This is a genomic window from Chryseobacterium soli (assembly GCF_000737705.1).
GTDB classification, from domain to species: Bacteria; Bacteroidota; Bacteroidia; order Flavobacteriales; family Weeksellaceae; genus Chryseobacterium; species Chryseobacterium soli.
In genome coordinates this window covers 138,462-164,733 of sequence record NZ_JPRH01000001.1, presented here as the reverse complement: position 1 = coordinate 164,733, position 26,272 = coordinate 138,462, and the positions used below count along the sequence as shown (strand labels likewise).

Genomic DNA, 26,272 nt, shown 5'->3' with positions numbered 1-26,272 from the left:
TTTGTACACAAATATAAAGAATCCTTTATGAATAATATGCAGACTATTCTGTTTTAATCCAGCTCGAGAAGATATTTAAGTGATTTTTTTTTAATTTGATCTTCAAAAACTATATGTTTTAACCCTAGATTACTAGTCCCTTCATTCCAAATACCTATATTTTCGGAAATATTGATTTTATCTAAAGTCATTTCATTAACTGTTTTTTTATTGTTTTTAGTTAAAAGCTTAGTCAGTTTTTTAGAGTGTGTTGTATCAGTGATGTAATTAGCTGATTGAAATAGAGCAGAAAGGTTTATGTTATTGACCTCTAATGCTGATAACACCCAGTTGTTGCTTTTTGAGAATAAAAAATGTAATAAAGGAGATTGAAAACTTTGAGCTAGTAGATTTAAATTTCGTATAAATCCAATCAGGTTTTTTATGTCAAGCTTTTCATAAAGTTTATGACTATCAAGTTGATGAAAAAAATGTGTAAAAAGTATAAGGCTCCGATTGATGAAAATTTCATATTCGTTCTTTAAAATGTCGGATTGGGTCGTAGAATATCTTTCGATAAAATAGAAAAATATATCCGAATTATTTTTAAACTGATGATCAGAAATTAATGCATTATTCGAAAAAAAGATGCTTTTTAATTCACTTTCAAGTAAATCAGGAAGGAAGTCATCATGATCAATATCGATCATATTTTCACTGGCAAGATAATTTACACTCCAGGCAATACCACATAAACCATTAAAGAGGCTGACATTTGAAATGGATTCAAGATTATTTAATTCATGCTCTAATAAATCAATCCCTTTATTGTGTGCTTCAGTACTTTTTTTGAGCTTACTATAATGAAATAGAAATAATGAAACTGCACTTTTGCCATTTAATCCGGTGTCCCAATTTTCATAATTTTTCACATGGGATAATTGTGAATAAATATCTTCTGCTGACAGCATTTACGAATTTTTTGAATTAAAATATTCTTTTTTATAGAATCGCCATAAAAAATCATACAAAGTTAACTCGTGTAAACGGTGATTAGATATGAAGAGTCTATTAACAGACATGTGAATGTAACTGGATAATAAATTGAATATTTCTGTTTGTAGAACTCCTTCTTTATGGATTGTCAAAATTGAATTGATATTCTTTATGATATCTTTTTTATGATTGAAGATGCTCTTTGTAAGATGATTTGTCTTGCTTATTGGGGAAGAAAGAGTTTTATAGATAAGCTGTTGGTTGTTAATAAAAACCTTATCCAGTTGTTTTTTGATCTCTTTTTCTGATCCGAATTCTTTATAAAAAGCATTTTTCAATGATTCAGTAAAATGTAATTTTTCCAGGATAGATAATTCGAAACTGTCAAGATAAAATTGAACCAGTCTCAAAGCAAATGAACTTCTTTCAAAAGGCTGCTCATTGTTAAAATGTTCAATAAAATTTACAATAATACGACTGTCTAAACAAAAAATATTTTCAGATATCTGCATGGTATTCTCTCCATATCTTTCTATTTCCCGCTTATAAGTATCCGTTTCAACATTCCAGATCAGTTCCTGTATAATAAATTCTTTTAAATAAGAGTTTAATATATTCACAACAGGACCTATAAAGTCTCCATTTTTTATTTTAATTCTATATCTAATGTGATAGGAGGGATCGGTGTAATGGATAAAAAACCATTCATCGATAAATCCTTCAGATAAAAGTTTTTCACTGACAGGTTTTATGATTTCTGACAAGATTTTATCTGAGGCATTGTGTCCGCAGAAAAATTTATAGTATAACCATTCATCTCCGAAAATAAAATTCCGCTGTATATTACTATGCATTTTTATGGTCAATTAATTTTTGATCATTATAAAAGGTAATAATGATCTGATTAGTAAAAGATTCCTTGCCTTTACGCACAATCTGCTTTTCGTCTTTAAAAAGAAATTCTTTGAAGGTGAAGTTGGGTTTTTCACCTATGGCATCTATCATCATTTTAATACTATTGATGTTTTGTAAGTTGATGAGTAATTCATTATCATTTTCGGCAAAGAGAATGTATTGAGGGAGCTTCCATTCTCTTTGAGACTGTTCTATAGCTTTTAGTAAATCTGCATCAGATGTAATATCGTTGGTGAATATAAGGAGATCTTTTCTTCTCAGATTCCATGTGGCTGGCTTTAGAATGATATTGTTTAATTCAATACGGGGAATAAATTTGTAGTTTTTTTCCATCTGTCCTAATTCCAGACTCAGGCCTGTTCTTTTCCCCTGCATTTGTAAATCACATAGAAAATGATAAACAGGAATGGAATTCGCGGCATAATTGTGGGCATTAATAAGCCGTGGTATAATCCTTTTATTCAACTTCTTTGAGCGTAAAATAATCTGATTGGATTTTACGGAAATCATTAAGTCTTCCAGTAAGATTTGAGAGTCTGTAGGTTTTATAGATTGCGATAAATAAGGGATTTCATAGTCACTAAAGCTTGGTCTGTTGATAACATTGCCTATTCTTGATTCAGGAAGGTGAGCAAGATCAACTATAACAGAGTCATGATTGATTTGCTTTTCAATATCAATTATTTTTTCTGTATGCTGAAATATGTCTTTATCATTTAAACTGAATCTTCCAAAAATATTAGCTCCGCTTGCTCCGCCAGCACCATCTAATTTTATTTTTTGTTCTCCATCTATCATGACGAATTCTGTCATAAATGACAAGGTGTCCGGAAGGTCATTCCAGGATTCTTTAATCCAAGAAGGAAGATCAGATGAATTTAAGGTAATGATATAGTCATCATTCTTATAAGCTTGGGTTATTTTATAATGAAATATTGCATTGGTGTTATTCCAGTTAATTTCATTTTTATTAATCCGGTTGGGAGTTATCACGAGATTGTCAATAAAAGTATTGTCAGGTATGATTTCGTCCATATCATTATTTTTATATCCAATTCCTGATTCCGGGTCTAAAGCTTTTGAAAGAGGAACCTCCTGTTCTTCATATCTCTGTTTAAATTTCTTAACAAAGTTATCTATATAGGTATTAGATTTATTTTTAGAAATTATGGAAAATTTATTTAAAAGAACTAACGCGTCTTTGATTTCTTTGATGTTTTTTTTGTCAATTTTATTGATTTTAGTGGCAGCATTAAGATCTGCCTGAAATAGAAATTTTAAATCAATTTCGGTTTCTAGTTTATCTGCCTGAGATTTTATTTCAAAATAGCGATTGATATGATTAGGAATCTGTTGGTCTATACTTTTAAGCTGTGTATCAATATCAGTGAGAACCTTTACTATTTTTTTTGTTAGAATGTTTTCTTTAACTACTGTCAAATAATCTTTTCCGATGACTACAGGATCTATATTGCTTACAAGGATTTGATTATCAATGAGCAGATTAATGTAATTTTTTGCCTCTTTTTCATCAATGTCTGAGTCATATTTTATTAAAGCAGTTATCAAGTTATCCACAGTTAAACCGCCAGATGCTGTTTTTATAATATATTCAAAGTATTCGTCTGCTTCTATTGCTTCTATGTGATAACTCCTTTTTAAGCCAGCAGAATATCTATACTCTATGTATCTGTATTGTTGGCCTATTTTATATAATGTATTATTGGGATTAAAGATTAAATGATTTCTTAATGATTTATTGGCGATCAATTTTTGTGACAGGGAAGACAAATACTGCATATCCAGTCTTGTATATCTTTTGTATGAACTTAATTCTTTCAGTTGTATATTTGTTTCAGTGTCTAATTGTCCTACAGCATATCCGGCAAATAAGCCGAATGGAGTGCATCTTGAAGACATTCTGGACAAATACTTTAAAAGGCTGTTTTGTAACTTTTCTTGCTTAACTTCGTTCGTTATGTTTCCTTTAATCCATTCAACCATGGTGTTTTGGAGATTTGGGGAGGCCAGAAATAAAGCTTCCTGGAAGAACGGATCTGAAGTTGCCTGTTTCAGCTTTTCAGTGGAAATATATTGTTCGTTTAATAATTCTTTCAGAAAATTTAAAGATTTCGAAGGAGTTCTTAATACGAAATTGTCAAGTGCTTTGTATGGAAATTTACTCATTTACAGTGCTGTTATGATATTAAAAGGCATTCCCCCCAATTATGGTCTGTATTAGTATAAGCATCAATTAAAGCTAATCCTATCCCAGTTTGCCCGATTAAAATGGATGAGTCCGAAGGCATATTGTTTTTTATACTCTCTAATCCTATATTGAGCCAGTGTTCTTTTGCATTTAGGAAAATTTTCTCTCCGGTGACACTGTAAACTCTTGAGAAAATTTTATAGGCTCCAAAATATCCGTGACAAAGGCTAGGCCCGGTTAGTCCCGTGTTTTTCGGTGCTATTCTTTTTGATGAATGGGTAAGAATTTTCAGTGCCATATTCTCCATTTCTTTATTGTTGATGATTTGTGAAGAATTTAATAAGGTTATTCCAATCCCCAAATCTCCCAGACACCAGGAGAGACCAGAACTTTCCTTTTCCAAAATAGTTGTTTGTAGGAGCCATGAAGGAAAAACAGATCTTTTATTTTCTGAAAACATAGCGGTTTCAAGTAAGAATTCGAAATACTTATTTAAAAGCTCAAGTGCTGCTTTTTTAAGTCTTGGAATTACAGATAACAGAGATAAGATATAAATATAGCTTGCCACTCCATGAGCAGCGCCTAAATATGTTCTGTAATCAAGAGTTTGTTCTGTAATCAAGAGTCTGTAGTTGTATATTTCAGTATATCTGATGTTTAGTCTCTGAATATATCTGTCTAAGAGAGGGTCAGCAGGGTCATTATTATATGCCGATTGATATATAAGATTGTAGATGCTGCCTGTGGAGCCATGCAGAAAATCGAAATTGTTGAGATTAATAGATGAATAAGTCCATTCTCTAACATAATCATTTAATATGTCAATATTATCTACTGGACTTATAAAATCATTTTTTTGTAAAAACTGTAAAGACCAGATCAAGCCACAGATTCCATCACAATATGTTGAGGTTCTATAGTTGTCGTTTATTTTATCAATACATAAATTTAAAATGTATTCAGAGTCTATTTCTTGCGGTTTGTTAGAGATATAATTGGAGTAATATTCAAAAAAAATGGAAGAGCCACCAAGACCGGTTAACACTCCAATATCCGGATTTTTTTTTATATTACTAATCGTGTGATTTTGTATTGCATTTATAGTCTGCAATAAGGAAGAAGCGTTCATTGTTAGACAATTTTAAATGCTTCAAAAGATGTTAAAGCTTTCAGATAATTAATAAAAAATGTAATTTTATAAGGTCTCATACTGTGATTCATATCTTTTATTGGTCATTGTAAAGAGTCCAGGGAATGATTGACTTTTTACGAGGATATTATTAATTTGAGGATATTATTAATTTAAGACGATATTTCATTAAAAAAGTGCTTCACTAGAAGCACTTTTTGATGAAAATAGCGAATGATAAGGTAATTGCCAGTTTAATAATCTGGTTTCAATTATGATAATCTTGATAGACATTCTGTATAGTCATTTAGTGCACAGCTGGTAACATATCCATATGTTCCACCCATTCCTCCGCCTTCTGTTACAATACTGACTACTGAAAAAGCACATGAATCACCTCCTCTAACATTATTTAATTTGTCTTTATTTAATAATGAAGTGTTCGATAATTTTGCAATTTTAATTTTCTTAAGATTTAATTTTTTCTTTTCCATTATATTTTATTTTGTAAAACAAATATATAAAATTTTTCAAAATTCCCACCGCGTGGTGAATTTTTAGCTAAATCTTAACATTAAATTAATACTTGAGCTTGCTAAATAGTATTATAAATGAAATGGAATTTTATTGATGAAACTTTTACTTCACATACTAAAAGTACTTCTCTGAAAAGAAGCATTTTAATTAGTTTTCCTGTAATTAAGAAGATCTTGTATTACAAGTATTCTCATCCGCATTAGGAGCTGTTAGACAGCAGCTGGTAATACATTCTTTAAGCCTTCTGAAGACATCATGGATGTCGATAGTTTTGCAATTTTAATTTTTTTTTAGATTTAGTTTTTTCTTTTCCATTTCCATTTCTGCCAATATTTTGTTTCAGGTAAGTATATAAAATTTATTACTCTTCCCACGACATAGTGAATTTTTCTTCATCAACCTTAGCAATAACTTTTTCTAAATAATAATAAATCAATGCTACTGATTTCTTATTTGCATGATCCAGCCCTAAACTTGGAAGCCATATTTTAACAAATTCATGATCAGGGAATTTATCCCATGAATATGTTTTCTGGTATACTTCATCAGTTAAAATTTGTTCGGTTTTAGAATCCAGAAAAAACTCATAACCTAAAAATTTTGCATAGAATCTCATAGCCTGCCTGAGAAAATTGAAATAATGGTAGAAGAAGAATGAGGAGTTTTCAGATAAAGATTCAAGATAGATCTTACTACTGTACAAGGCATACATATTCGTATCGATGTCTTCTTTGTTGAGAGTTTGATGAATGAAGGGAGTATGTAAATAGACTTTTGCTTTTTCGATAAGTGATTCTGTCTTGTTGTTCTGATCATAAAGTACCTTTCCTATACTAAATATTCTGGCTTCAAATTTATTATGATTGAAAAATTCTGTAGAAAATGTTTTGGAAGTACTTTCAGCAGTTCTTCCTAAATGGGAAAATTTATAATTATTAATTACCTCTAAACCTTTTTTATTTTTCTTATATTTTGAATTAAATATTAGTCTGATATCTATATCTGAGTTTTCATTCTGCAGTCCTACAGCATAACTTCCGCTCAATAAAATACCTTCAATATATTTTTTTGATTTCCATTTGTCCACAAATACTTCCAATGCCTTTTCCATGAAATTGTTTTTATAAAAATAAAAAAATCCCGGCGATAAACCGGGATTCATATTTATAAAATCTAATGCTTTATTATGATTAGAAGTTGAAAGACAATGTAGCTGCCCATGTTCTACCGAAACCGAAGTAAACTTGGTTCTGTTGGCTAACTCCATTCCAAGTACCTGCGGCTTGATAAGCTGCGTAATTTGTGGTAAGTTGTGCGGGAGTAAGAGTTGAGTTAATAGCTGCATACTCTGATTTAGAGAGGTTTGCAAGGATATTCGTATTTGCTTCAGAAATATAAGTTTTATCCAATACATTGTATACATTTCCTCTTAGGGTAAAGTATTGTTTAGGATCTCTTAATTTGATTTTAAAAGTAATTCCTAGATCAACTAAACCAAATGTAGGTAATTCCATTGCTCCCTTGTCACCAGATGCTTGATTTTGAAAATTGATAGGATTTACGTTAGCGTAAAGATTTCTAATTCCTCTATACATTCCATCAAATGAGAACCAATTTGTAGGTTTGAATATGAATCCGGCAGCTGCAGTAAATTGTGCTGAACTTCCCACTTTTACTTTATCTAAATATAGTGTTGTTGTTGGTGCATTATTTACATTAATAGGATCATTTGTTTCAGTAAATAAATTACTTGTAGCATTACCTTGGTAATACCAATCTCCCATTGATAACATACCTGTTAAAGATAACATTTTGTGTACGTTAGCAGTTGCGTCAATTTCAATACCCTGGTGGATTTCAGTAATTCCTTGAATGTTCGCATAAGCATTCGAATAAACAGTACCAGTCGAAGTATCTGTAAAGTTGATTCCTGTTCTTCTTAAGAATCTATCTTTCCAAGAAGTTCTGTAAAGGTTAACATTAGCATTGAATATTCCTGATCTGAAGCCATATCCTAGTTCAATTCCAAAGATTTTTTCATTTGTTAAATTAGGATTAAGAAAGTTTTTATTGTTAGGATATACAGAGTTTAAGAATGGTTGTTTTGAATAATATCCAATATTAGCAAAAACATTGTGATGCTCATCGATATTATAATTGGCACCAGCTTTTACATTGTAACCAAAAATATTTTTAAATCCTGTTTTTTGATGTAGTACAGGGTTGGCAGCAGTTGGCTGATTAGTTGGGCTCATTAGTGTTCCGTTAAGAAGAGAAACTCCATCAACGATAAAGTTATCAATTCTTTGGAAACCTTGATTAGAAACAGCTCCTTGTACGAAAGCAGATAATTTATCATTAGTATATTCTAACTGACCAAATCCACCATACCATAATACCTCTCCATCATTATCAAAAGTAACCATATCACTAAGGTTATTGATTTTTCCTCCAAACGGGTTCCATGATGGTTTTGGATCAAATGTATTGCTAACAATATTATAAGGCAGGTTTTTGTTTCCTGTATCTTTAAAGCCACTTGCTCCTAATAAATTTGAAATTACTTGATAGTGGTAACCATAATAATATCTTGCATCAATTCCTACTGAGAAATTAAAATTATCATTAATTTTATGATTGAAACTAGAAATTGTACCAAACCAGTTATGAGAATTTACAGATGAAACCTGTGCAATTGTGTTTGCGTTAGGACTAGTAGCATTAACAGGGGTTGCGGCATTTCCGGTGAAAATAGCATCCCAATTAATTTGTCCATCGCTTGTTTTGAAACTTGCATCATTATATGCTTTAGTTCCTAATTTTCCTACGTTTCCGTTTACTCCTCCTCCTCTACCGAAAGAAGCGTAAAATACTGTATTTAATTTTGATTTTTCAGAGATATTCCAATCCCAGTTAAGAGATAAAACTGGTTTGTGGTAGTAGTTGCTTCTATTAGAAAGTTCTTCTCCATTTCTGTATCCCCAATCTGGGTTGTATTTTCTATTTGGTTCACCGTCTTTTCCTCCATATGTAAAATAGTCAGAAAGAGGGACAAATGTGAATCTATTGTTGTGCCATTGAGGTGCACCCGTTATAGTAAATTGGAATTCATGTTTACTTCCAGGTTTTTTATAACCCAATGCAAAATAATAGTTGTATGCTTCGAAATCTGTTCCATCAGCATACGTTGAACCAGCTGTTCTACTCATTAAGAATGAAGAAGACCATCCATTAGCAGATTTACCAGTATTATATGCAAAAAGTGTTTTTAAATAATCATCATTTCCTAATCCTAATGAAACGATACCACCCTGTTTTTTGTCAGCAGCTCTTGTTAAAATGTTGACTGTACCTCCAACAGAAGCAATAGCTAGTTTAGAAGAACCTAAACCTCTTTGCACTTGCATTGCGGAAGTTACGTCAGACATTCCTGCCCAGTTAGACCAGTATACGGCTCCTGATTCCATGTCGTTTACAGGGACACCATTAATCATTACTGCAATATTTCTTTGATCAAAACCTCTGATGTTAAGTTTTCCCTCTCCGAAACCACCACCTCCTTTTACTGCATACACAGAAGGAGTTGTATTTAAGATCTCAGGGAATTCCTGATTTCCTAATTTTTCAACAATTTGTGCTTCTTTAATTGTTGAAACTGCTACCGGTGTTTTTCTATCTTTAGCGATATCGGCAACACCAGTTATTACAACTTGTTCAATGTCGTTAGACTTCGCATGTAGCGTGTCCTGAACTTGTTGAGCATAATAAACACTGGCTGTAGAAAGCGTGATTACTGCAGACAGCATCGATTTGTTGATTAATTTCATAATCGTTAGTAATAGTTAGATTTAATTTTCTGCAAAATTGCTAAAATAAAATTTAACTAATATTAACTGTATGTTAATTTTTACTCAATCTTAATAATGATTAAATTGCTGACTTTCAGTGCAATGAATAAAAAACGACTTTTAATATGAAAAAAATCACATTATTGAGTTTTTAATAAAAAGGGGTTGTTTTTGTTAAAAATACAACGCTATTTCACTGCTTTGAGACTCAAATCGATATTCTCTGCCGAGTGAGTGAGGGCTCCAGCGGAGATATAGGTGACTCCGGTAGTGGCAATTTCTTTAAGCATATCACGGGTAATTCCTCCGGAAGCTTCAGACTCACATGAACCGTTAATCATAGCCACGGCTTGCTTCATTGTTTTTACATCCATATTATCAAGCATAATTCTATCTGCCTTTGCTTTAATGGCTTCCTTAACTTCTTCCAGATTTCTGGTTTCGACTTCTATCTTTAACTTCTTTTTGGTTTTTTTAACATAATCCTTTGCCATTTTCACAGCATTGGTAATGCTTCCATTATAATCAATGTGATTATCTTTCAACATAATCATATCATATAATCCATATCGGTGATTGGTTCCGCCGCCAATCGCAACTGCCCATTTTTCACAGATTCTGAAATTAGGAGTTGTTTTTCTTGTGTCCAGTAATTTTGTTTTTGTTCCTACCAGTCTGGAGTCCCAATCGTGAGTTAGGGTGGCGATACCGCTCATTCTCTGCATACAATTCAGGATAAGTCTTTCCGTTGAAAGGATAGATCTTGCGCTTCCGGTTACGATGAATGCAATATCACCAACTTTCGCTACGGCTCCGTCTTTGATAAAAGTTTCTACTTTTAAATTATCGTCGAAAGTTTTAAAAATGATTTCCGCTAATTCAACCCCTGCCAGGATACAGTCCTGTTTTACAAGAAGTTTCGCACTTTGTTGCAGATTTTTCGGTATGGTTGATAAGGTAGAGTGATCACCATCCTGAATGTCCTCTTCCAAAGCATTTTTTATAAAAGTTTTAAGGGCTTTATCAGTTACGTAGCTTGGCTTTTTCATAGGGTTATTTTATGCTAAATCTTTATTATAAAATGCCCCTTTATTTTCCGTCATCTGCATAGATTCAGTGATAATAAGGTGGGCAACGGTAGTCAGGTTTCTAAGCTCTGATAATTGGGGTGAAAGAATAGAGTAGTGGTAGATTTCATCAACGGCTGCTGCGATTTCCTGGTGTTTCTGCATGGCCATCGTAAGACGTTTGTTACTCCTTACGATCCCTACAAGGTCACTCATCATCTCCTGAAGCTGTTTTCTCAGGTAGCTGATAATAACCATTTCATCCATAATCTTCATTCCTTCTTCATTCCATTCAGGAACTGCTTTTAAATCATCGAAGTTGAAATTATTTTTATCAAGAAGACTGATGGTTTTCATCGCAGCATTATGCCCGAAAACCAACCCTTCAAGTAATGAATTTGAAGCAAGTCTGTTTGCTCCGTGAAGTCCGGAGTTGGTACATTCTCCTACTGCAAAAAGGTTTCTGATAGAAGACTGGCCGTCTCTGTCCACTTCGATACCGCCCATCAGATAATGGCAGGCAGGAACAATCGGGATGAGTTGGGTGAAAGGATCAATTCCCTCTTCTCTGCATTTTTTATAGATGTTGGGGAAATGTTCCAGGAATTTTTCGTGATCCATAGTCCGGCAGTCTAAACCTGCATATTCATCACCGGAAATTTTCATTTCATTGTCAATTGCTCTCGCGACGATATCTCTTGAGGCAAGTTCTTCACGCTCATCATATTTGTGCATGAATTTTTCACCTTTTTTAGTCCTTAATTTTGCTCCGTCTCCACGTACGGCTTCAGAAATTAAAAACAGCATACCATCAATTTTACTGTAAAGTGCTGTAGGATGGAATTGGTAATACTGCATATTGGTAACCTTGCCTTTAGCGCGGGCTACGAAAGCGATTCCGTCTCCGGTTGCAATGGTTGGGTTGGTGGTGTTCTTATAAACGTGTCCGGCACCTCCTGTTGCAGCTAATGTTATTTTTGAAGTGATTTTTTTTATTTTTTTAGACTTTTCATCTAAAATATAAGCTCCATAGCAATGAATATCTCCCTGATTTAATTCTTTTCCGGGAACATGATGCTGGGTAATGATATCAATTACATAATGATGATCAAGGATCTCAATGTTCGGACTGTTTTTAGCCGTCTCCAGGAGTGCTCTTTCGATTTCGAAGCCGGTAATATCTTTATGGTGTACAATCCTGTTTTCTGTGTGTCCGCCTTCTCTGCCTAGAGCAAATTCGCCGTTTTTCATGTCAAACTTGGCGCCCCATTCTACAATTTCGTTGAATCTTGCCGGAGCTTCCCGAACCACCATTTCCACGATATCGCGTTTGTTTTCTCCGTCTCCGGCGCGCATGGTATCTTCAATATGCTTTTCGAAATTATCATTTTTCAAATCAGTAACGACCGCTAAACCGCCCTGGGCATATTTAGTATTGCTCTCATCCTCGTCGGATTTTGTTACGATGATTATTTTGGCATCAGGAAGGTGCTCAGAAACTTTTATGGCATAAGAAAGTCCCGAAATTCCGGAACCGATTACTAATACATCCGCTTTTATCATATGCTTGCTTTAAGGCAATTGTTTAAATAATTAAATAAATTTAAACAATTTTTCGTTTGGTTTTCTTACTTTTTTCATGTGCTGGAAGTGGTCTTCTTCGGAACGGTAGCCTAAAGCGAGGGTGACGGTTACTTTTTCTGTTTCGGAGTTGATGTTCAGAATCTCTTCTATCAGATCCTGCCGGAAGCCTTCCATAGGGCACGAGTCAATATTTTCTATTGCAGCGGCATACATGAGATTTGCCAGTACAATATAAGACTGTTTTTCGGCCCAGGTGAAAATTTCATCCTGCGTTTTTTGATTAATATGTTGATTGATGCTGTTTTTAAATAAGTCGAGTTTTTCGACAGGAGTTTCTCTTACCTCAGAGATATGATTAAAATATCCCCGGATATAGCTTTCCTCAATTGTTTTTTTGGAAATAATGACAACGAGGTGTGAGCACGTGGAAATTTGTGATGGATTGTAAAAAGCCGGAATGAGTTTCTGCTTCATTTCCTCACTTTCCACCACCACTATTTTATAAGGCTGGAGCCCCAGTGAACTGGCCGATAATTTTCCGGACTCAAGAATATTGTGAAGTACTTCCTGAGGAATAATTTCCGTATTAAATTTTTTTACAGAATATCTTCTGCTTAAAGCTTCCAAATAATTCATAGAACAAATTTAAGAATTGAATGTGAATAAAGTATGCTTAAAATGAAATATCTCCTCTTAAATAATGCAAAAAGGATCACCCTGTATGAGGTGACCTTTTGCTATTTAATAAGTATTACATTATTCTCTGTTTTTTACCATAATCCAGCCTGAGAATTTTATAGGAGTGCTGTTTTTGTTATTTTCATTCCAGGTTACAGAATACCAGTAATTTCCTGTAGGGACTTTTCTGCTTCCGTTGGTGGTTCCATCCCAGGTGTATCTGTTTGATTTGTCGGCTGTATATAGCTTATAGCCATATCGGTCGAAAATACTTACTTCCAGATTTTGCTTGCCGGATAATGCGGAATAATCAATCACATCATTTACTCCGTCGCCGTTTGGAGTGATTACGTTGATCAGGTTAGGTACGGTAATATTGATGACAATAGGTTTGCAGTCATAGCTGTCTTTTACAAATACTTTTGCTTCTCCTCTCGCAATATTGGTAAACACATTGGAATCTTGCCAGTTGATGTTATCCATTGAGTATTTATAGGGTGGGTTTCCTCCGTTTGCATAAACGGTAACGGTACTTCCTGAGATATCTATGGTAGTAACTACCGGCTGCTCTGAAGGATACACTTTTACAGTCTGAAGAGAAGTACAGTCGCCGGTTTTAAGCTTTACCCAATAGGTACCTACTCCTACATTGTTAATGGATTGTGTGGTGGCTCCGGTACTCCACAAATAGGCATTGAATCCCGGACCGGCATCCAGGGTTGTTTTATCTTCAATACAAATAATCTTGTCCTGTAAAACGCTTGATAATGTTGGAGGAATTACTGTTAAAGTAACCTTAGCAATTGCATAGCAGCCGTTTGCATTGGTTACTTTTATATAAATTACCCCATTTGGCGCTGTATAGGTAGTTGGGTTAGAGATTTCATTAGTTCCGTTGATGGCATCAGTTAATGAAGGATAATATTTTTTAGTCGTTCCTGCCTGACCGGTTACGGTAGCATTAGCCAGATTGAATAAGCCTGTTGATGGGTTGGTTTCAATGAAGCAGGTTCTTAAAGTAGCATCAGTTACCGTTACAACAGGATAGTGATTTAATGTAACCTGTGCGGTACTTACGCATCCTTGGGGAGTTGTTACTTTTACAAATATCGTGGCCGGTGCAGATGCATAAGCAGTAGGGTTTGTAATTTGGTTAGTACCATTATTCATATCATATAAAGTAGGATAGAACTGCATCGTGACTCCTGGGATATTCGTGACGGTGGCTGTGGTTAAGTCAAATATTGCTGTTCCTGCATTATTGTTGTTACAGGCTGTGAGGCTTGCATTGTTTGCTGCAAATGGTGTTGGGTTGAGCTGAATGACGCCGTCTCCATTATCACAGAGGGTAGAAGTTGGATCCTTGATCACCACTTTGATGGTGGTGTTTCCTGAATATTGGAAAGCGGTAGGCGTGGCAATAGGTGTCGAGCTGCCCAGAATGTAATACGTAAAAATATAATTTCCGGGATTATTAACAAACTGTGAGTTGAAAAACGTTAAATCCACCACTCCGTTTCCGGTAGCAGGATTGGTGCACACAAAAGGAGTAATGGTATTGTTCAGAATCGGAACTTTGTCTACAAATACTTTTGCATTTTTAATCGAATGTCTTGCGCTGGCTCCTCCAGTAGCCGCAGAAAAACCAAAATATCCCTGTGACATTCCTACAGCGCCACCATAGGGTGCGAAAGACTGGTCGACGATAAGTACACCGTCGATTCGTATTTTAATAATCCAGTTGGTAGGATTGGTAAGATCCGTTTCACCGTTAACCTCCACATGCTTATAGGTTGGGCCTACAAATGGCTGTGTTGCGATAAGATCCGGAGAGTGGAAGGTGCTGCCTGGAGTATTGTTGTATTCGATGTTGCTTCCTGCTGTATCATTGGTTCCGTACAGAAGATGTACTTTGCTCATCTGTCCTTCTGTGGTGTTGTTGAATATATCAAATCCTACCATCAGCCCTGAAGCGTTGGCGGGTATTCCCAGCCCTCCTCCGGAAACAAATCCTGTTGGAGGGTTGGCTAAATACCAGAATGTAAAACCATCACCCTTTCCGAATTGAGCGGTACCGTTTCCGTCAATTCTAAAGTCAAATTCTACTTTCCATTTGTCGCAATAGCTCAGTGTGATTGGGGTTGCGAGTTTTATGGCTCCATAGAGACTGGTCTGATCCGAAGTAAGCTGAATAAAATCTCCACTGACGATTGCACTAGAGACGAGATCCCATCCGGTAGTATTTACGGGATTTCCTGCGAGCTGATAAGTCTGCGAAAATAGTTTTCCAGACAAGCCCAATAAAGTCGTTAAAAAACAAATAAGTAAAGTTTTTTTCATGTGTAGCGAGTTGGTTAGTTATTAATAATATAAAAATATAAATTCTGATTATTCGACGATATTATAGATGTTAATTATGTAATTAAAAATATTAATGTTATAATTAAATCTCAATCATATACGTGAAATAATATAATATGTTTAATTATTTTAATGAATGTGATTGAAGAGTGAAACCTACGTCTTATGAACAATCACAGTTTTAAAGATGGGTTACTAAAAATCACCCCAAATGTGGAGTGATTTTTAGCGTAGAAATAATTATTCTCTATTTTTCACCAATACCCAGCCTGAGTATTTTGTTTCTGTATTGTTTTTGTCATTTTCATTCCAGGTGATGGTATACCAGTATGTTCCTGTAAGGATTTTTTTACCGGAAGCTGTTCCGTCCCATTTGTAGTTTCTCATTTTATCTGCCTGGTACAGCTTGTTGCCATATCTGTCATACACTACAAAAACCAGGTTTTTCTTGTAAGATAGCGCAGAATAATCAATAAAGTCATTGATATTATCTCCATTGGGCGTAATGGCGTTGATCAGGTTTGGAACCGTAATCTGAACTTTAACGGGCTGGCAATTGTAAAAATCTTTAACGTAAACCACTACTTCGCCTCTTGCAAGACCTCCAAATGTATTAGAATCCTGCCACGTAATTCCGTCTAAAGAATACTGGTAAGGTGGTGTTCCTCCTGATACATTTACCGTAATTGTGTTGTGGTTAATGTCAATACTTGAAATAACCGGATTTACCGAAGCGTTTACTTTTACAATTTGTTGTGTTGTACAGTTTCCTGTTTTCAGATTAACCCAGTATATTCCTACGGGAACGTTGGTGATAGATTGGGTAGTAGCCCCGGTGCTCCATGTATAGCTGTCAAATCCTGGTCCTGCATCTAAAGTTGTTCGCGCATAAACACATACTATTTTATCTTTTAAGACTGTAGAGTATACCGGCGGAATCACAATAAGGTTGATTTTTGTAATCATGTAGCAGCCGGTAGCATTCGTTACACGAACATAAATCACTGTGCTTGCTGAAATGTATGACGATGGACTTGCAATTTCATTAGTTCCGCTTGTAGCATTAGCTAATGTAGTATAGTATTTCTTAGTTGTACCAGCTAGTGTTGTGACATTCGCTGAGGTTAAATCGAATCCTCCCGTTGTGATATTGGAAGGAATAAAACAAGAACGGAGGGTAGCTTCCGTTACCGGGATATCTGGGTAGAATGTCAGATTAATTTTTGCATTACCTGTACATCCTTGTGGCGTGGTTACCTTTACATATACTGCCCCTGCAGCAGAAGGATAAGTGGCAGGATTTAAAATTTCATTGGTGTCTGCATTCAGATCATTCAATGTTTTGTAGTATTTTTTAGTGACTCCCAATACTCCGGTCACATTGGCGGTGGTCAGGTTGAATATTGCTGTACCTGCTTTATTGTTGTTACATTCCGTAAGGGTTGCTTCGGTAGCGGTAAAAGGTGCTAGCACAAGCTGTATTTTTCCGTCAGGATTATCACAAAGTATTCCGGCATTATCTTTTACGACTACTGTGACGGTTGTATTGGCATTGAACTGATAATTGGTTGGATTTGCAATCGGTGTTGAGCTGCCTAAAACATAGTATGTAAAAGTGTAGTTTCCAGGGTTGCTTACAAACTGAGAATTGAATGTGGTTAAATTTACAGAGCCTAATCCTGTAGAAGGGTTAGGGCAGAACGACTGCGTTGCTGCAGCTTGTAAAATAGGAACTTTATCAGTATAGATTTTTACGTTTTTAATAGAATGTCTTGATCTTGCACCTCCTGTAGAAGCCGAAAATCCAAAATATCCTACAGTCATTGCGGCCGCTGTCCCGGAAGGTGCAAAAGATTGGTTGCAAATCACGGTGCCGTCAAGGGTTATTTTTATAATCCAGTTGGTAGGGGCAGCCGTATCTACCTGAGCGGTAACTTCAACGTGTTTAAAAGTAGTTCCCTGAAAAGGCTGAGTGGTGTTCAGATCCGGTGAATGGAAAGAACTTCCTGCAACATTGAAAAACTCTACGTTATTAGTGTCGGTTGTATTGGGAACTTGGCCATAGGCAACGTGTACCTTACTCATGGTAGCGGTAGTCGTATTATTATAAGTGTCAAGTCCTACAATTAAGCCCACTGCATTTTGTGAAACCCCAAGACCGGAGCCTAATACACTGGCTACCGGCGGATTTGCCAGGTACCAGAATGCAATACCGTCACCATTGGAAGTTTGGTTAGAATCCATTCTGAAATCAAATTCTACCCTCCACTTGTCACAATATTTCAGGTTGATGGGATCATTCAGTCTGATCGATCCCGATTGATTATTGGTATCCGGGGTAAGCTGAACGAAATCGCCCATTACCTGAGTAGGAGAAACCATGGTCCACCCTGTGGTATTGACAGGATTTCCTGCGAGTTGATAGGTTTGGGTAAGTAGCTTCCCGGAAATGCATAGTAAAAAAATGCAAAAATAAGACAGTAAATTTTTATTCATTGAATAGGGATACTTTTAATTAGACGTGTAAATATATTAAATCCTAATCAATAAATATGTATTTAATGTTAATTTTGCTAAAAATGATGGTTATTCTTTAATGAATGATAAGTTAGGTGATGAATTAATTAAAAGTATTAAAATAAGCTTAGATTGATTAAAAATTTCTATTATCTTATTATTTTAAAAAAGTGAGTTATTTTCCAGATTTTCAAAATAGGTATCAATTTCAAGCGTATCGGAATTGGTTGCTGCAACAGCTAATTTATCACAAAGCTCATTTTCAAAGTGGCCGGCATGTCCCTTTATCCAGTGCATTTTCGGCTTATGGGTATTGTATTGCTCAATGAATCTTTTCCAGAGATCAGGGTTTTTTACATTTTTCCAGCCTCTTTTTATCCAACCTGAAATCCAGTTTTGGTTAATCGCATCCGCAACATATTTACTGTCTGTATAAACATGGATATCATTTTCCGGCGATTTTAATTTTTCTAAAGCTGTGATCACTGCCAGCAGCTCCATTCTGTTGTTGGTTGTTTTACGGAAGCCTTTGGAAAAAGTCTTCTGGTAATTTTTTTCGGGAACGCGCATGAGAATGCCGTATCCTCCTTTTCCGGGATTTCCGCTGCAGGCTCCGTCGGTGTATATTTCGATTCTCAAAAATGTAGAGGTATATAAAACTTGATATTCTTACTGTTCAAAAAGGTAAATAGTAAACCTTCGCAATCGTAAGAGCTATTTTGTGGTTAATATATTAGAAAGGGAAATCATCATCATCGTCAAAGTCATTCATGGAAGACCCTGAAAGTTTCGAGCTGTCCGGAAGATCAAATGCTGCCCCAGGCTGAATCGTAGTCTTGATTTTATCAAAACCGCTCGTTTCATGGCCCCCGAAATTAGAAGGGTATCCGTCTGGTCCTCCCATAGCGGCTTCAATATCCCCGAACTTTGCAAAATGTTTAAGGAAAGATAAGCGCACATCTGCAGTAGCACCATTCCTGTGTTTTGCAATAATTAATTCTGCTTGATTTTCCGTAGAGGTTTCCTGGCCTTCCTCATCATTATCCCAAACGGAAATTTTATAATATTCAGGTCTGAAAATAAATGATACAATATCGGCATCCTGCTCAATCGCTCCGGATTCCCTTAGATCTGAAAGCTGAGGTCTTTTTCCCGGGCGCGTTTCGACACTTCTTGAAAGCTGGGAAAGTGCAATAACGGGAACGTTCAGTTCTTTAGCAATTGCTTTTAATGAACGGGAGATCATTGAGATTTCCTGCTCACGGTTTCCAACTCCTTTTCCACCGCCACCTGCGGTCATTAGCTGAAGGTAGTCGACCATGATCAGTCTTACGCCATGCTGCATTACCAGTCTTCGGCATTTTGCACGGAAATCGAATATCGAAAGGGAAGGGGTTTCATCAATAAATAACGGGGCATTTTCCAGTTCCGATACATTGGAGAACAGCCTTTGCCACTCATCATCATCCAATGTTCCTTTCCTTAGTTTCTCAGAAGAAATTTTGGTTTCGGAAGCGATCATTCTGGTAATAAGCTGTACGGAAGCCATCTCCAGAGAGAAAAGAACCATCGGGATTTTATGCCCAACTGCTATGTTTCTCGCCATGGAAAGAAGAAAAGCTGTTTTCCCCATCGCCGGACGTGCCGCAATGATGATAAGGTCAGAATTTTGCCATCCACCGGTTTCTTTATCAATATCTCTGAATCCTGAAGGTACTCCGGAAATTCCTTCTTTATCTTTTAACGATTTGATGGTTTCAATAGCCTGTTTTACCAATGAATTGGCGGTGTCGAAACCTTTTTTGATGGTTCCGTTGGTAATTTCAAAGAATGACTGTTCGGCCTTATCTAAAAGTTCAAAGACATCTGTGGATTCTTTGTATGAGGAATCAATAACATTTGCAGAAACATTAATTAAACTTCTTAAAATGTATTTTTCAAGAATAACACGTACGTGGTATTCAATATGGGCAGATGAACTTACTCCCATAGTAAGGTCTATAATATAATGATCACCACCAGCCTGACTTAATTTTTCTTCTTTTTTTAAATCCTGAATAATCGTCATCAGATCGACAGGGTGGTTTCCTTCATATAATTTTAGAATGCTAGAAAAGATGACCTGATGTCTTGGGTCGTAAAACACTTCCGGAGTAAGCAGGTCGATAGAGTGGTCAAGTCCTTTTTTGTCAATCAAAAAAGTACCGATCACCAGTCTTTCGAAATCTACTGCATTAGGAGGCATTTTTCCATCAGCAATCGAGAGCTCTTTCGCAAAGTTTCCATGTGTAAGAGATGATAAAGTTTCTTTCTGCGCCATGGTGCAAAGATAGTTTATTTAGAAAATAATTGGAAAATAGTAATCAACATTTTCTTGCTGACCTTATTAAAATTCTGCAGGCATAAGGATTTCGTCTGTGAATAAAAAAAATCACCCCAAAGCTGGGGTGATTTTACAATATTAAAAAAAATCAATTATTCTCTATTTTTTACCAGTACCCATCCTGAATATTTAGTTTCAGTACTGTTCTTGTCATTTTCGTTCCATGAGATCGTGTACCAGTAAGTACCAGTAAGGATTTTTTTGCCGAAAGCAGTTCCATCCCATTTAAAGTCTCTCATTTTATCTGCTTCATAAAGCTTATTTCCGTATCTGTCATAGACTATAAATACCAGATTTTTCTTATAAGCTAATGCAGAATAGTCAATTGCATCATTTACGTTGTCCCCGTTAGGAGTAATCGCATTGATAAGATTAGGTACAGTAACGGTAATCTGAATAGGAGTACAGTCGTAAGAATCTTTTACAAATATTTTATTATCTCCTCTTGGAAGTCCGGTAAATGTATTGGATTCCTGCCATTTGATACCGTCAACTGAATACATATAAGGAGGAGTACCGCCTGAAGCATTCACTTTAATAGAATTATTTGTGATTTCTACGCTGGCGATAACCGGCTGCTGAGAAGCATAAACATTTACCTGCTGAAGCGTGAAACATTTCCCGGTATGTAATTTAACCCAATATGCACCAATTCCGGCATTCTGGATAGACTGAGTGGTAGCTCCTGTGCTCCATTCGTAAGCATCAAATCCTGATCCTGCATCTAAAGTTGTTTTATCTTCCGCACAAATCGTTTTGTCTTTTAGAACAGCAGATTTTACCGGAGGCAATACTTTCAGCGTAATCTTGGCGATAGCGTAGCACTGGTTGGTGTTGGTTGCTCTTACATATACTTCCGTATTGGTAGTAATATAGTTGGTTGGGTTTACAATTGGGTTGGTCTGATTGGTAGCATCAGCCAATGTTTTGTAAAATTTCTTGTCAAGTCCTGTTTGAGTGCTTACAGGTGCTGTGGTAAGATCGAATAGTCCGTTTGTGATATTGTTTTCAATATAACACTCTTCAACCACCACATTATTTAATACAACGGTAGGATTGAATAATAGTCTGATCGTTGAGGTCGCTATACATCCCAATGCAGAAGTTACCTTCACATAGATGATTGTTTCCGGAGAAGTATAAGCGGTAGGGTTGGTTATTTCGTTGGTTCCTGCATTTAGGTCATTAAGAGTTGGGTAATACCGTATTGTAGCAGTATTGGGAGTACCCGGAACTCCATATACATCGGCAGTAGTCAAATTGAAGGTAGCTGAACCGGCACCATTATTATTACATGAATAAATAGAGGCATTTTTTGCCGTAATGCTTGCATCTTTAAACTTGAATTTATCAGTTATAAAACATCCGTTCATTGGATTGTTCGGGTTATTGGGATCCTGATATTTTATTCTGTAATAGTAGGTAGTTGTAGCGTTTACTGTAGTAGAAGTAAGTGGATTTTGTCCGGTAACCGCGTCATTGGTAGTGTTATGATAAGTAACCACAAAATTGCTGCTGTTTCCATTAAGGATACCTCCTGTAAGAGTTGTAAAATTAAATACACTAGGAAGTCCGCAGATCATCACTTCATTAGGTTGATTAGGAGTAGCTGAAGGAAGTCCTGGAGTAACAAATGGGTTAGGTGTTAAAGTTATATCATTGAATGCCGAACTCAGGGTAGCGGTTCCTTCCCAGTTTAGAGAGAAGCCATCCGGAGAACTTCGGAAGTTATCAACCAGTAGATAGTAGATTTGGCCTGCTACTACATCCATGTACGGGCTCCAAACCGTTTGGTTAGCTCCACCTGGAGGAATAGTCAGGGATAAACCTGTATTCCCTAGGTTATCAGATCCATAATAGTTACATCTTATAGGTTCCAGTAAAGAACTACAGCTGGGATTAGGCCCATAAACAGCGAAGTCATAATCATCCGTGTTAACGTTAGCATCAATGGTAAATGCTAATGTACCCGAAGTAGCTACTGTAAATGAATACCATACTGAAAAATGTTCTCCTCCTTTCAGACAAAGTGAATTCGGAACATTAGTGGATGGAATATCTGTTACGCTTCCGGGTCCAGAAGGAGTATAGGAAAGGTTGGAGTTTCCACACACAGGAATTGCAGAAGAGCAGTCTGACTGTGCATAGAATACCTGTGATATGAATAAAATTAAAAGAAGTAGTGATTTTCTCATTTTAAAATGATTTTTGTGAAACAAAATTAGCTAAAATAATGATAAGGTGTAAAGTAATAAAGATTATTTTGATAAAAAACTGCCCGTGAGGGCAGTTTTTCATGTTTTTATCAAATTATTCTCTGTTTTTTACAATTACCCATCCTGAAAACTTGACAGGGGTATTCTTTTTGTCGTTTTCATTCCATGTCACAGAATACCAATATGTTCCTGTTGGTACTCTTCTTCCTCCAACGGTGCCATCCCACTTAAATCCGTTAGATTTGTCGGCTTGATGAATTTTTGATCCATATCGGTCGAAAATACTCAATACCAGACTTTGTTTTCCTGCAAGTGCAGAATAATCTATCACATCATTTATACCGTCTCCGTTTGGAGTGATGGCATTAATCAGGTTAGGAACCACTACTGAAATCACAATGGGTTCACAGTCGTAAGCATCTTTCACATAGATTTTGTGGTCACCTCTTGATATATTAGAAAATACATTCGAATCCTGCCAGTTGATATTATCCATAGAATATTTGTAAGGAGGAGTTCCGCCTATTACATTAACGGTTATCGTTGTATTGGTAATATCTATATTAGAAACTACAGGCTGTTCGTTAGGATAAATTTTAACGGTTTGTAAAGTAATACAATCTCCGGTTTTTAGTTTTACCCAATATGTTCCCACGCCAACATTATTGATGGACTGGGTGGTAGCTCCTGTGCTCCATTCGTATCCGTTGAAGCCAGGTCCTGCATCTAGTGTTGTTTTATCTTCAATACAAATGATCTTGTCTACCAGTACACTTGATTTTACAGGAGGAAGTACAATCAGAGTAACTTTTGCAACGGTATAACATCCCTGCGCATTGGATACTCTCACATAAATAACACCATTTGGCGCGATGTAAGCTGCCGGATTTAAGATTTCATTGGTTTGATTTTCCGCATCCGTCATGGATGGGTAATAATTTTTAGTAGTACCTGCCTGCGCTGTAACCGTAGCATTAGTAAGATTAAATGAGGCTGTTGAAGGATTGGATTCAATAAAACAAGATCTTAAAGTCGCATCATTTACTATTACAATTGGATTGAATTTTAAAGTAATTTCCGCAGTAGCAGTACATCCAAATTGGTTGGTTGCCTTTACAAATGCAGATCCAGTGGCAGAAACATATTGATAAGGGTTTGTGATTTCATTGATACCATTGTTAAGATCATACATCGAAGGATAATACTTTAATACATAATTGGGAGTAGCTCCTATAGCGGCTGTTGTAAGATCATATAGGGCGGTCCCGGAATTATTATTGCTACAGCTGGATAGGGAAGCGTTTGTTAGCGTAAAGCTGCCATCCATAAATTTGAATTTTCCTGTGATGAAACATCCGTTCATGGTACTTCCCGGATTGCTTAGATCCTGATATTTGATTCTGTAATAATAGGTGTCCGTACCATTTACTGTCGCTGTTGTAAGAGGAGCGGATCCTGTAATAGCATCATTGGTATTGGTGTGGTACGTTACAGTAAAGCTACTGTTATTACCATTAATAATAGTTGGAGTAAGACTTGTAAAGTTGAACTGACTAGGAAGTCCACATACCATAATATTATTGGGGTCTGCAGGATTGGCTGCAGCTATTCCCGGAGCAATAAATGGATTGGGTGCCAACGCAGGATCATTAAATGCTGAACTTAGGGAAGCGGTTCCGCCCCAAGTCATAGAAAATCCATCCGGTGTACTTCTGTAGTTATCTACAATAAGATAATAAGTTTCACCGGCAGTTACATTCATATAAGGACTCCATACTCCGTTGTTAGGCGAACCAGGAGCTAGAGTTAGTGATAAACCGGTATTTCCTTGGGTTCCGGAGTAATTACATCGTAAAGGAGTTACATAAGAACCATTAGGACTTATAAAAGAGTTGCAACCATTGGTTGTTGGACCATATACAGCAAAGTCATAGTCATCGGTCTGATTGTTTGGATTAATTTCGAATGTTAATGTTCCTGTAGTGGCAGCAGTAAAATAATACCATACTGAGAAATGCTCATTAGAACTTAGACATCCATTGTTCTGATTAAGAATTTCATTAACAACCCCAGGTCCGGACGGGGTATATGAAATATTAGAATTTCCACAGATTGGAATTGCTGTAACGCAGTCAGACTGCGAGTATACCGCCTGTGTAATGAATAAAATGATAAGAAGTAGTATTTTTTTCATTTTGATCAGTTTAATTTTATTGATCCTTAGATTATTTGTTCGTTGAATTCACTGTATTCTCCCAAAAAAACACCTGCAATCTGCTCTGATTGGTGCTTTGGGGATATTCCGTTCTCTATACTAATCTTGGATTGTTAGATAAACTAATCATAATGTCATCTTGCAGTGAACTAAATGACCTGATGTTACTGAGCATTAAAGGCTGTTTTGTGAATTTTTGAGCCCTCGCCCGACAGCTTCTCAGGAAGAAGCGGTGAATTGATAGAAATTTGTTCATAAAGGGGGAATTTTATAAGGCAAATATAAAAAATTATTAACGTTGATTTAAAGATTTTGTGATATATTTAATAAATCTGCTATATTGGTTTTCAATACTGCATTTTTCTAAGCTTTGAATTTGTACTTCCCACAAAAAGAGCAATCAGTACGGTCATCGTTCCCCCGAAAATCACAGAACGTACCACTCCTAATAATTTTGCAGCCAGCCCGCTTTCAAATTGGCCCATTTCATTGCTTGACATAATAAATATAGAATTCACACTCAACACACGCCCTCTTATATGATCCGGTGTTTTCAGCTGTACAATAGTTCCTCTGATCACTACGGAAATTCCGTCAAGCATTCCGCTGATAACCAGGAACAGGAAGGATAGCCAATACAGTTTGGATAATCCAAATCCTATGATACACAGTCCAAAACCGGCAACTGCTACCAGAAGTATTTTACCCTGGTTTTTTCTTAAAGGAACAACAGACAGAAGAGTAATAATACACATTGAACCAATATCAGAGGCTGCGTTTAAAAATCCGAAACCTTCAGCGCCTGCATTTAAGATATCAGTGGCAAAAACAGGAATAAGCGCTACAGCACCACCAAAAAGTACCGCGAACATATCCAGACATAAAGCCCCTAAAATTTCTTTGGTTTTAAAAATATAGGAAATTCCTTCACGCATACTTTCAACCACATTTACCGTTTCTTTTTTATACTCCGAATGTTGCTTTTTCAGATTCCAGAAAAACAGAGAAGCCGTAAAGATCAGAGAAATGATCACCACTAAAGTCCATTTCACCCCAAAGGAACCGATAAGAAATCCGCCGATTGCATGCCCGCAAACCGAAGAAATAAGAAAAGTAGCCTGATTCAGGGTTACCGCATTCGGAAGGTTGTCTTTCTTTACAATTTTAGGAATCATTGAAGGAACAATAGGTCCGATAAAAGCCCGGGCAATTCCCGTGAAAAAGATAACTCCATAAATATAATAGGTAATCTGATGACCCGTAAAATGCATTTGTACATTGAAAAATGCAGGAATCAGCAGCAGACCAATCAGAAAAATATAAGCGTAATTGCAGATCAGAAGCAGTCTCTTCTTTTCATTCATGTCGATAACGTGTCCCGCGTACAACGCGCAGCTTACCGCAGGAATTACTTCCGAAAGACCTATGAGACCGATGGAAAAGGGATCTTTTGTTAGCTGATATACCCACCATCCTAATAAAGTAGCAAGCATTCTGAAGGCTAAAACAATAAAAAATCTCCCGGTAAGAAGATTTCTGAATTCAACATTTTGCAATGTTTTTAACGGAGTAAAAGAAATCATGCACAAAAATAGCCCTAAATATCTATTTAAGGCTGCTTTTATACTGTATTTTTAA

The 26,272-nt window shown here is 36.1% G+C and carries 17 protein-coding genes; all 17 read right to left on the bottom strand.

Going from position 1 to position 26,272, the window contains the following annotated elements; genetic code table 11:
* Positions 1-53: 53 nt before the first annotated feature.
* Entirely contained in the window at positions 54-950 is an 897-nt protein-coding gene (locus IW15_RS00730; RefSeq protein ID WP_034708477.1) for a glycoside hydrolase family protein, read from the bottom strand.
* On the bottom strand, positions 951-1,829 hold the full coding sequence (locus IW15_RS00725; protein ID WP_034708475.1) for a thiopeptide-type bacteriocin biosynthesis protein: 879 nt from the start codon (positions 1,827-1,829) through the stop codon (positions 951-953).
* On the bottom strand, positions 1,822-4,077 hold the full coding sequence (locus IW15_RS00720) for a lantibiotic dehydratase family protein (RefSeq protein ID WP_034708473.1): 2,256 nt from the start codon (positions 4,075-4,077) through the stop codon (positions 1,822-1,824). Before IW15_RS00720 ends, IW15_RS00725 begins: the two co-directional genes overlap by 8 nt.
* Positions 4,078-4,088: 11 nt before the next feature.
* Positions 4,089-5,228: a lanthionine synthetase LanC family protein gene (locus tag IW15_RS00715; protein ID WP_034708471.1), complete on the bottom strand. Its 1,140-nt coding sequence runs from the start codon at positions 5,226-5,228 to the stop codon at positions 4,089-4,091.
* Positions 5,229-5,500: 272 nt separating this feature from the next.
* A complete protein-coding gene (locus tag IW15_RS00710) occupies positions 5,501-5,722 on the bottom strand; it encodes a hypothetical protein (RefSeq protein ID WP_034708469.1) in 222 nt (73 codons plus the stop codon).
* Positions 5,723-6,126: 404 nt separating this feature from the next.
* Positions 6,127-6,876: a nucleotidyltransferase domain-containing protein gene (locus IW15_RS00705; RefSeq protein ID WP_165585143.1), complete on the bottom strand. Its 750-nt coding sequence runs from the start codon at positions 6,874-6,876 to the stop codon at positions 6,127-6,129.
* A gap of 79 nt (positions 6,877-6,955) precedes the next feature.
* Complete coding sequence (locus tag IW15_RS00700) at positions 6,956-9,592, bottom strand: TonB-dependent receptor (RefSeq protein WP_034708465.1); 2,637 nt, start codon at positions 9,590-9,592, stop codon at positions 6,956-6,958.
* Positions 9,593-9,801: 209 nt separating this feature from the next.
* The gene (gene nadC / locus IW15_RS00695; protein ID WP_034708463.1) at positions 9,802-10,662 is read right to left on the bottom strand and encodes a carboxylating nicotinate-nucleotide diphosphorylase; all 861 of its coding nucleotides are present in this window, start codon (positions 10,660-10,662) and stop codon (positions 9,802-9,804) included.
* Positions 10,663-10,671: 9 nt separating this feature from the next.
* A complete protein-coding gene (nadB, locus tag IW15_RS00690; RefSeq protein ID WP_034708462.1) occupies positions 10,672-12,243 on the bottom strand; it encodes an L-aspartate oxidase in 1,572 nt (523 codons plus the stop codon).
* 30 nt (positions 12,244-12,273) lie between these two features.
* Positions 12,274-12,900, bottom strand: coding sequence for an NAD(P)H-dependent oxidoreductase (locus tag IW15_RS00685; protein ID WP_034708459.1), 627 nt, complete (start codon positions 12,898-12,900; stop codon positions 12,274-12,276).
* A gap of 120 nt (positions 12,901-13,020) precedes the next feature.
* On the bottom strand, positions 13,021-15,282 hold the full coding sequence (locus tag IW15_RS21830) for a T9SS type B sorting domain-containing protein (RefSeq protein WP_051881670.1): 2,262 nt from the start codon (positions 15,280-15,282) through the stop codon (positions 13,021-13,023).
* A gap of 261 nt (positions 15,283-15,543) precedes the next feature.
* Positions 15,544-17,799 (bottom strand): T9SS type B sorting domain-containing protein, encoded by a 2,256-nt coding sequence (locus IW15_RS21825; RefSeq protein ID WP_051881667.1) that lies wholly within the window; start codon positions 17,797-17,799, stop codon positions 15,544-15,546.
* Positions 17,800-17,982: 183 nt separating this feature from the next.
* On the bottom strand, positions 17,983-18,459 hold the full coding sequence (rnhA, locus tag IW15_RS00670; protein ID WP_034708457.1) for a ribonuclease HI: 477 nt from the start codon (positions 18,457-18,459) through the stop codon (positions 17,983-17,985).
* Between the two features lie 94 nt (positions 18,460-18,553).
* A complete protein-coding gene (gene dnaB / locus IW15_RS00665) occupies positions 18,554-20,140 on the bottom strand; it encodes a replicative DNA helicase (protein WP_034708454.1) in 1,587 nt (528 codons plus the stop codon).
* A 155-nt stretch (positions 20,141-20,295) separates the two neighbouring features.
* A complete protein-coding gene (locus IW15_RS00660) occupies positions 20,296-22,398 on the bottom strand; it encodes a T9SS C-terminal target domain-containing protein (RefSeq protein WP_034708451.1) in 2,103 nt (700 codons plus the stop codon).
* A 115-nt stretch (positions 22,399-22,513) separates the two neighbouring features.
* Positions 22,514-24,613, bottom strand: a complete 2,100-nt coding sequence (locus IW15_RS00655; RefSeq protein WP_034708449.1) for a T9SS type B sorting domain-containing protein — start codon at positions 24,611-24,613, stop codon at positions 22,514-22,516.
* 368 nt (positions 24,614-24,981) lie between these two features.
* A complete protein-coding gene (locus tag IW15_RS00650; protein WP_034708447.1) occupies positions 24,982-26,217 on the bottom strand; it encodes an MFS transporter in 1,236 nt (411 codons plus the stop codon).
* Between the last annotated feature and the right edge of the window lie 55 nt (positions 26,218-26,272).

What these genes read in the sequence shown, in the direction of transcription:
- IW15_RS00730 (WP_034708477.1), bottom strand. Translation starts at nt 950, where the DNA reads ATGCTGTCAGCAGAAGATATTTATTCACAATTATCCCATGTGAAAAAT.
- IW15_RS00725 (WP_034708475.1), bottom strand. Translation starts at nt 1,829, where the DNA reads ATGCATAGTAATATACAGCGGAATTTTATTTTCGGAGATGAATGGTTA.
- IW15_RS00720 (WP_034708473.1), bottom strand. Translation starts at nt 4,077, where the DNA reads ATGAGTAAATTTCCATACAAAGCACTTGACAATTTCGTATTAAGAACT.
- IW15_RS00715 (WP_034708471.1), bottom strand. Translation starts at nt 5,228, where the DNA reads ATGAACGCTTCTTCCTTATTGCAGACTATAAATGCAATACAAAATCAC.
- IW15_RS00710 (WP_034708469.1), bottom strand. Translation starts at nt 5,722, where the DNA reads ATGGAAAAGAAAAAATTAAATCTTAAGAAAATTAAAATTGCAAAATTA.
- IW15_RS00705 (WP_165585143.1), bottom strand. Translation starts at nt 6,876, where the DNA reads ATGGAAAAGGCATTGGAAGTATTTGTGGACAAATGGAAATCAAAAAAA.
- IW15_RS00700 (WP_034708465.1), bottom strand. Translation starts at nt 9,592, where the DNA reads ATGAAATTAATCAACAAATCGATGCTGTCTGCAGTAATCACGCTTTCT.
- nadC (WP_034708463.1), bottom strand. Translation starts at nt 10,662, where the DNA reads ATGAAAAAGCCAAGCTACGTAACTGATAAAGCCCTTAAAACTTTTATA.
- nadB (WP_034708462.1), bottom strand. Translation starts at nt 12,243, where the DNA reads ATGATAAAAGCGGATGTATTAGTAATCGGTTCCGGAATTTCGGGACTT.
- IW15_RS00685 (WP_034708459.1), bottom strand. Translation starts at nt 12,900, where the DNA reads ATGAATTATTTGGAAGCTTTAAGCAGAAGATATTCTGTAAAAAAATTT.
- IW15_RS21830 (WP_051881670.1), bottom strand. Translation starts at nt 15,282, where the DNA reads ATGAAAAAAACTTTACTTATTTGTTTTTTAACGACTTTATTGGGCTTG.
- IW15_RS21825 (WP_051881667.1), bottom strand. Translation starts at nt 17,799, where the DNA reads ATGAATAAAAATTTACTGTCTTATTTTTGCATTTTTTTACTATGCATT.
- dnaB (WP_034708454.1), bottom strand. Translation starts at nt 20,140, where the DNA reads ATGGCGCAGAAAGAAACTTTATCATCTCTTACACATGGAAACTTTGCG.
- IW15_RS00660 (WP_034708451.1), bottom strand. Translation starts at nt 22,398, where the DNA reads ATGAGAAAATCACTACTTCTTTTAATTTTATTCATATCACAGGTATTC.
- IW15_RS00655 (WP_034708449.1), bottom strand. Translation starts at nt 24,613, where the DNA reads ATGAAAAAAATACTACTTCTTATCATTTTATTCATTACACAGGCGGTA.
- IW15_RS00650 (WP_034708447.1), bottom strand. Translation starts at nt 26,217, where the DNA reads ATGATTTCTTTTACTCCGTTAAAAACATTGCAAAATGTTGAATTCAGA.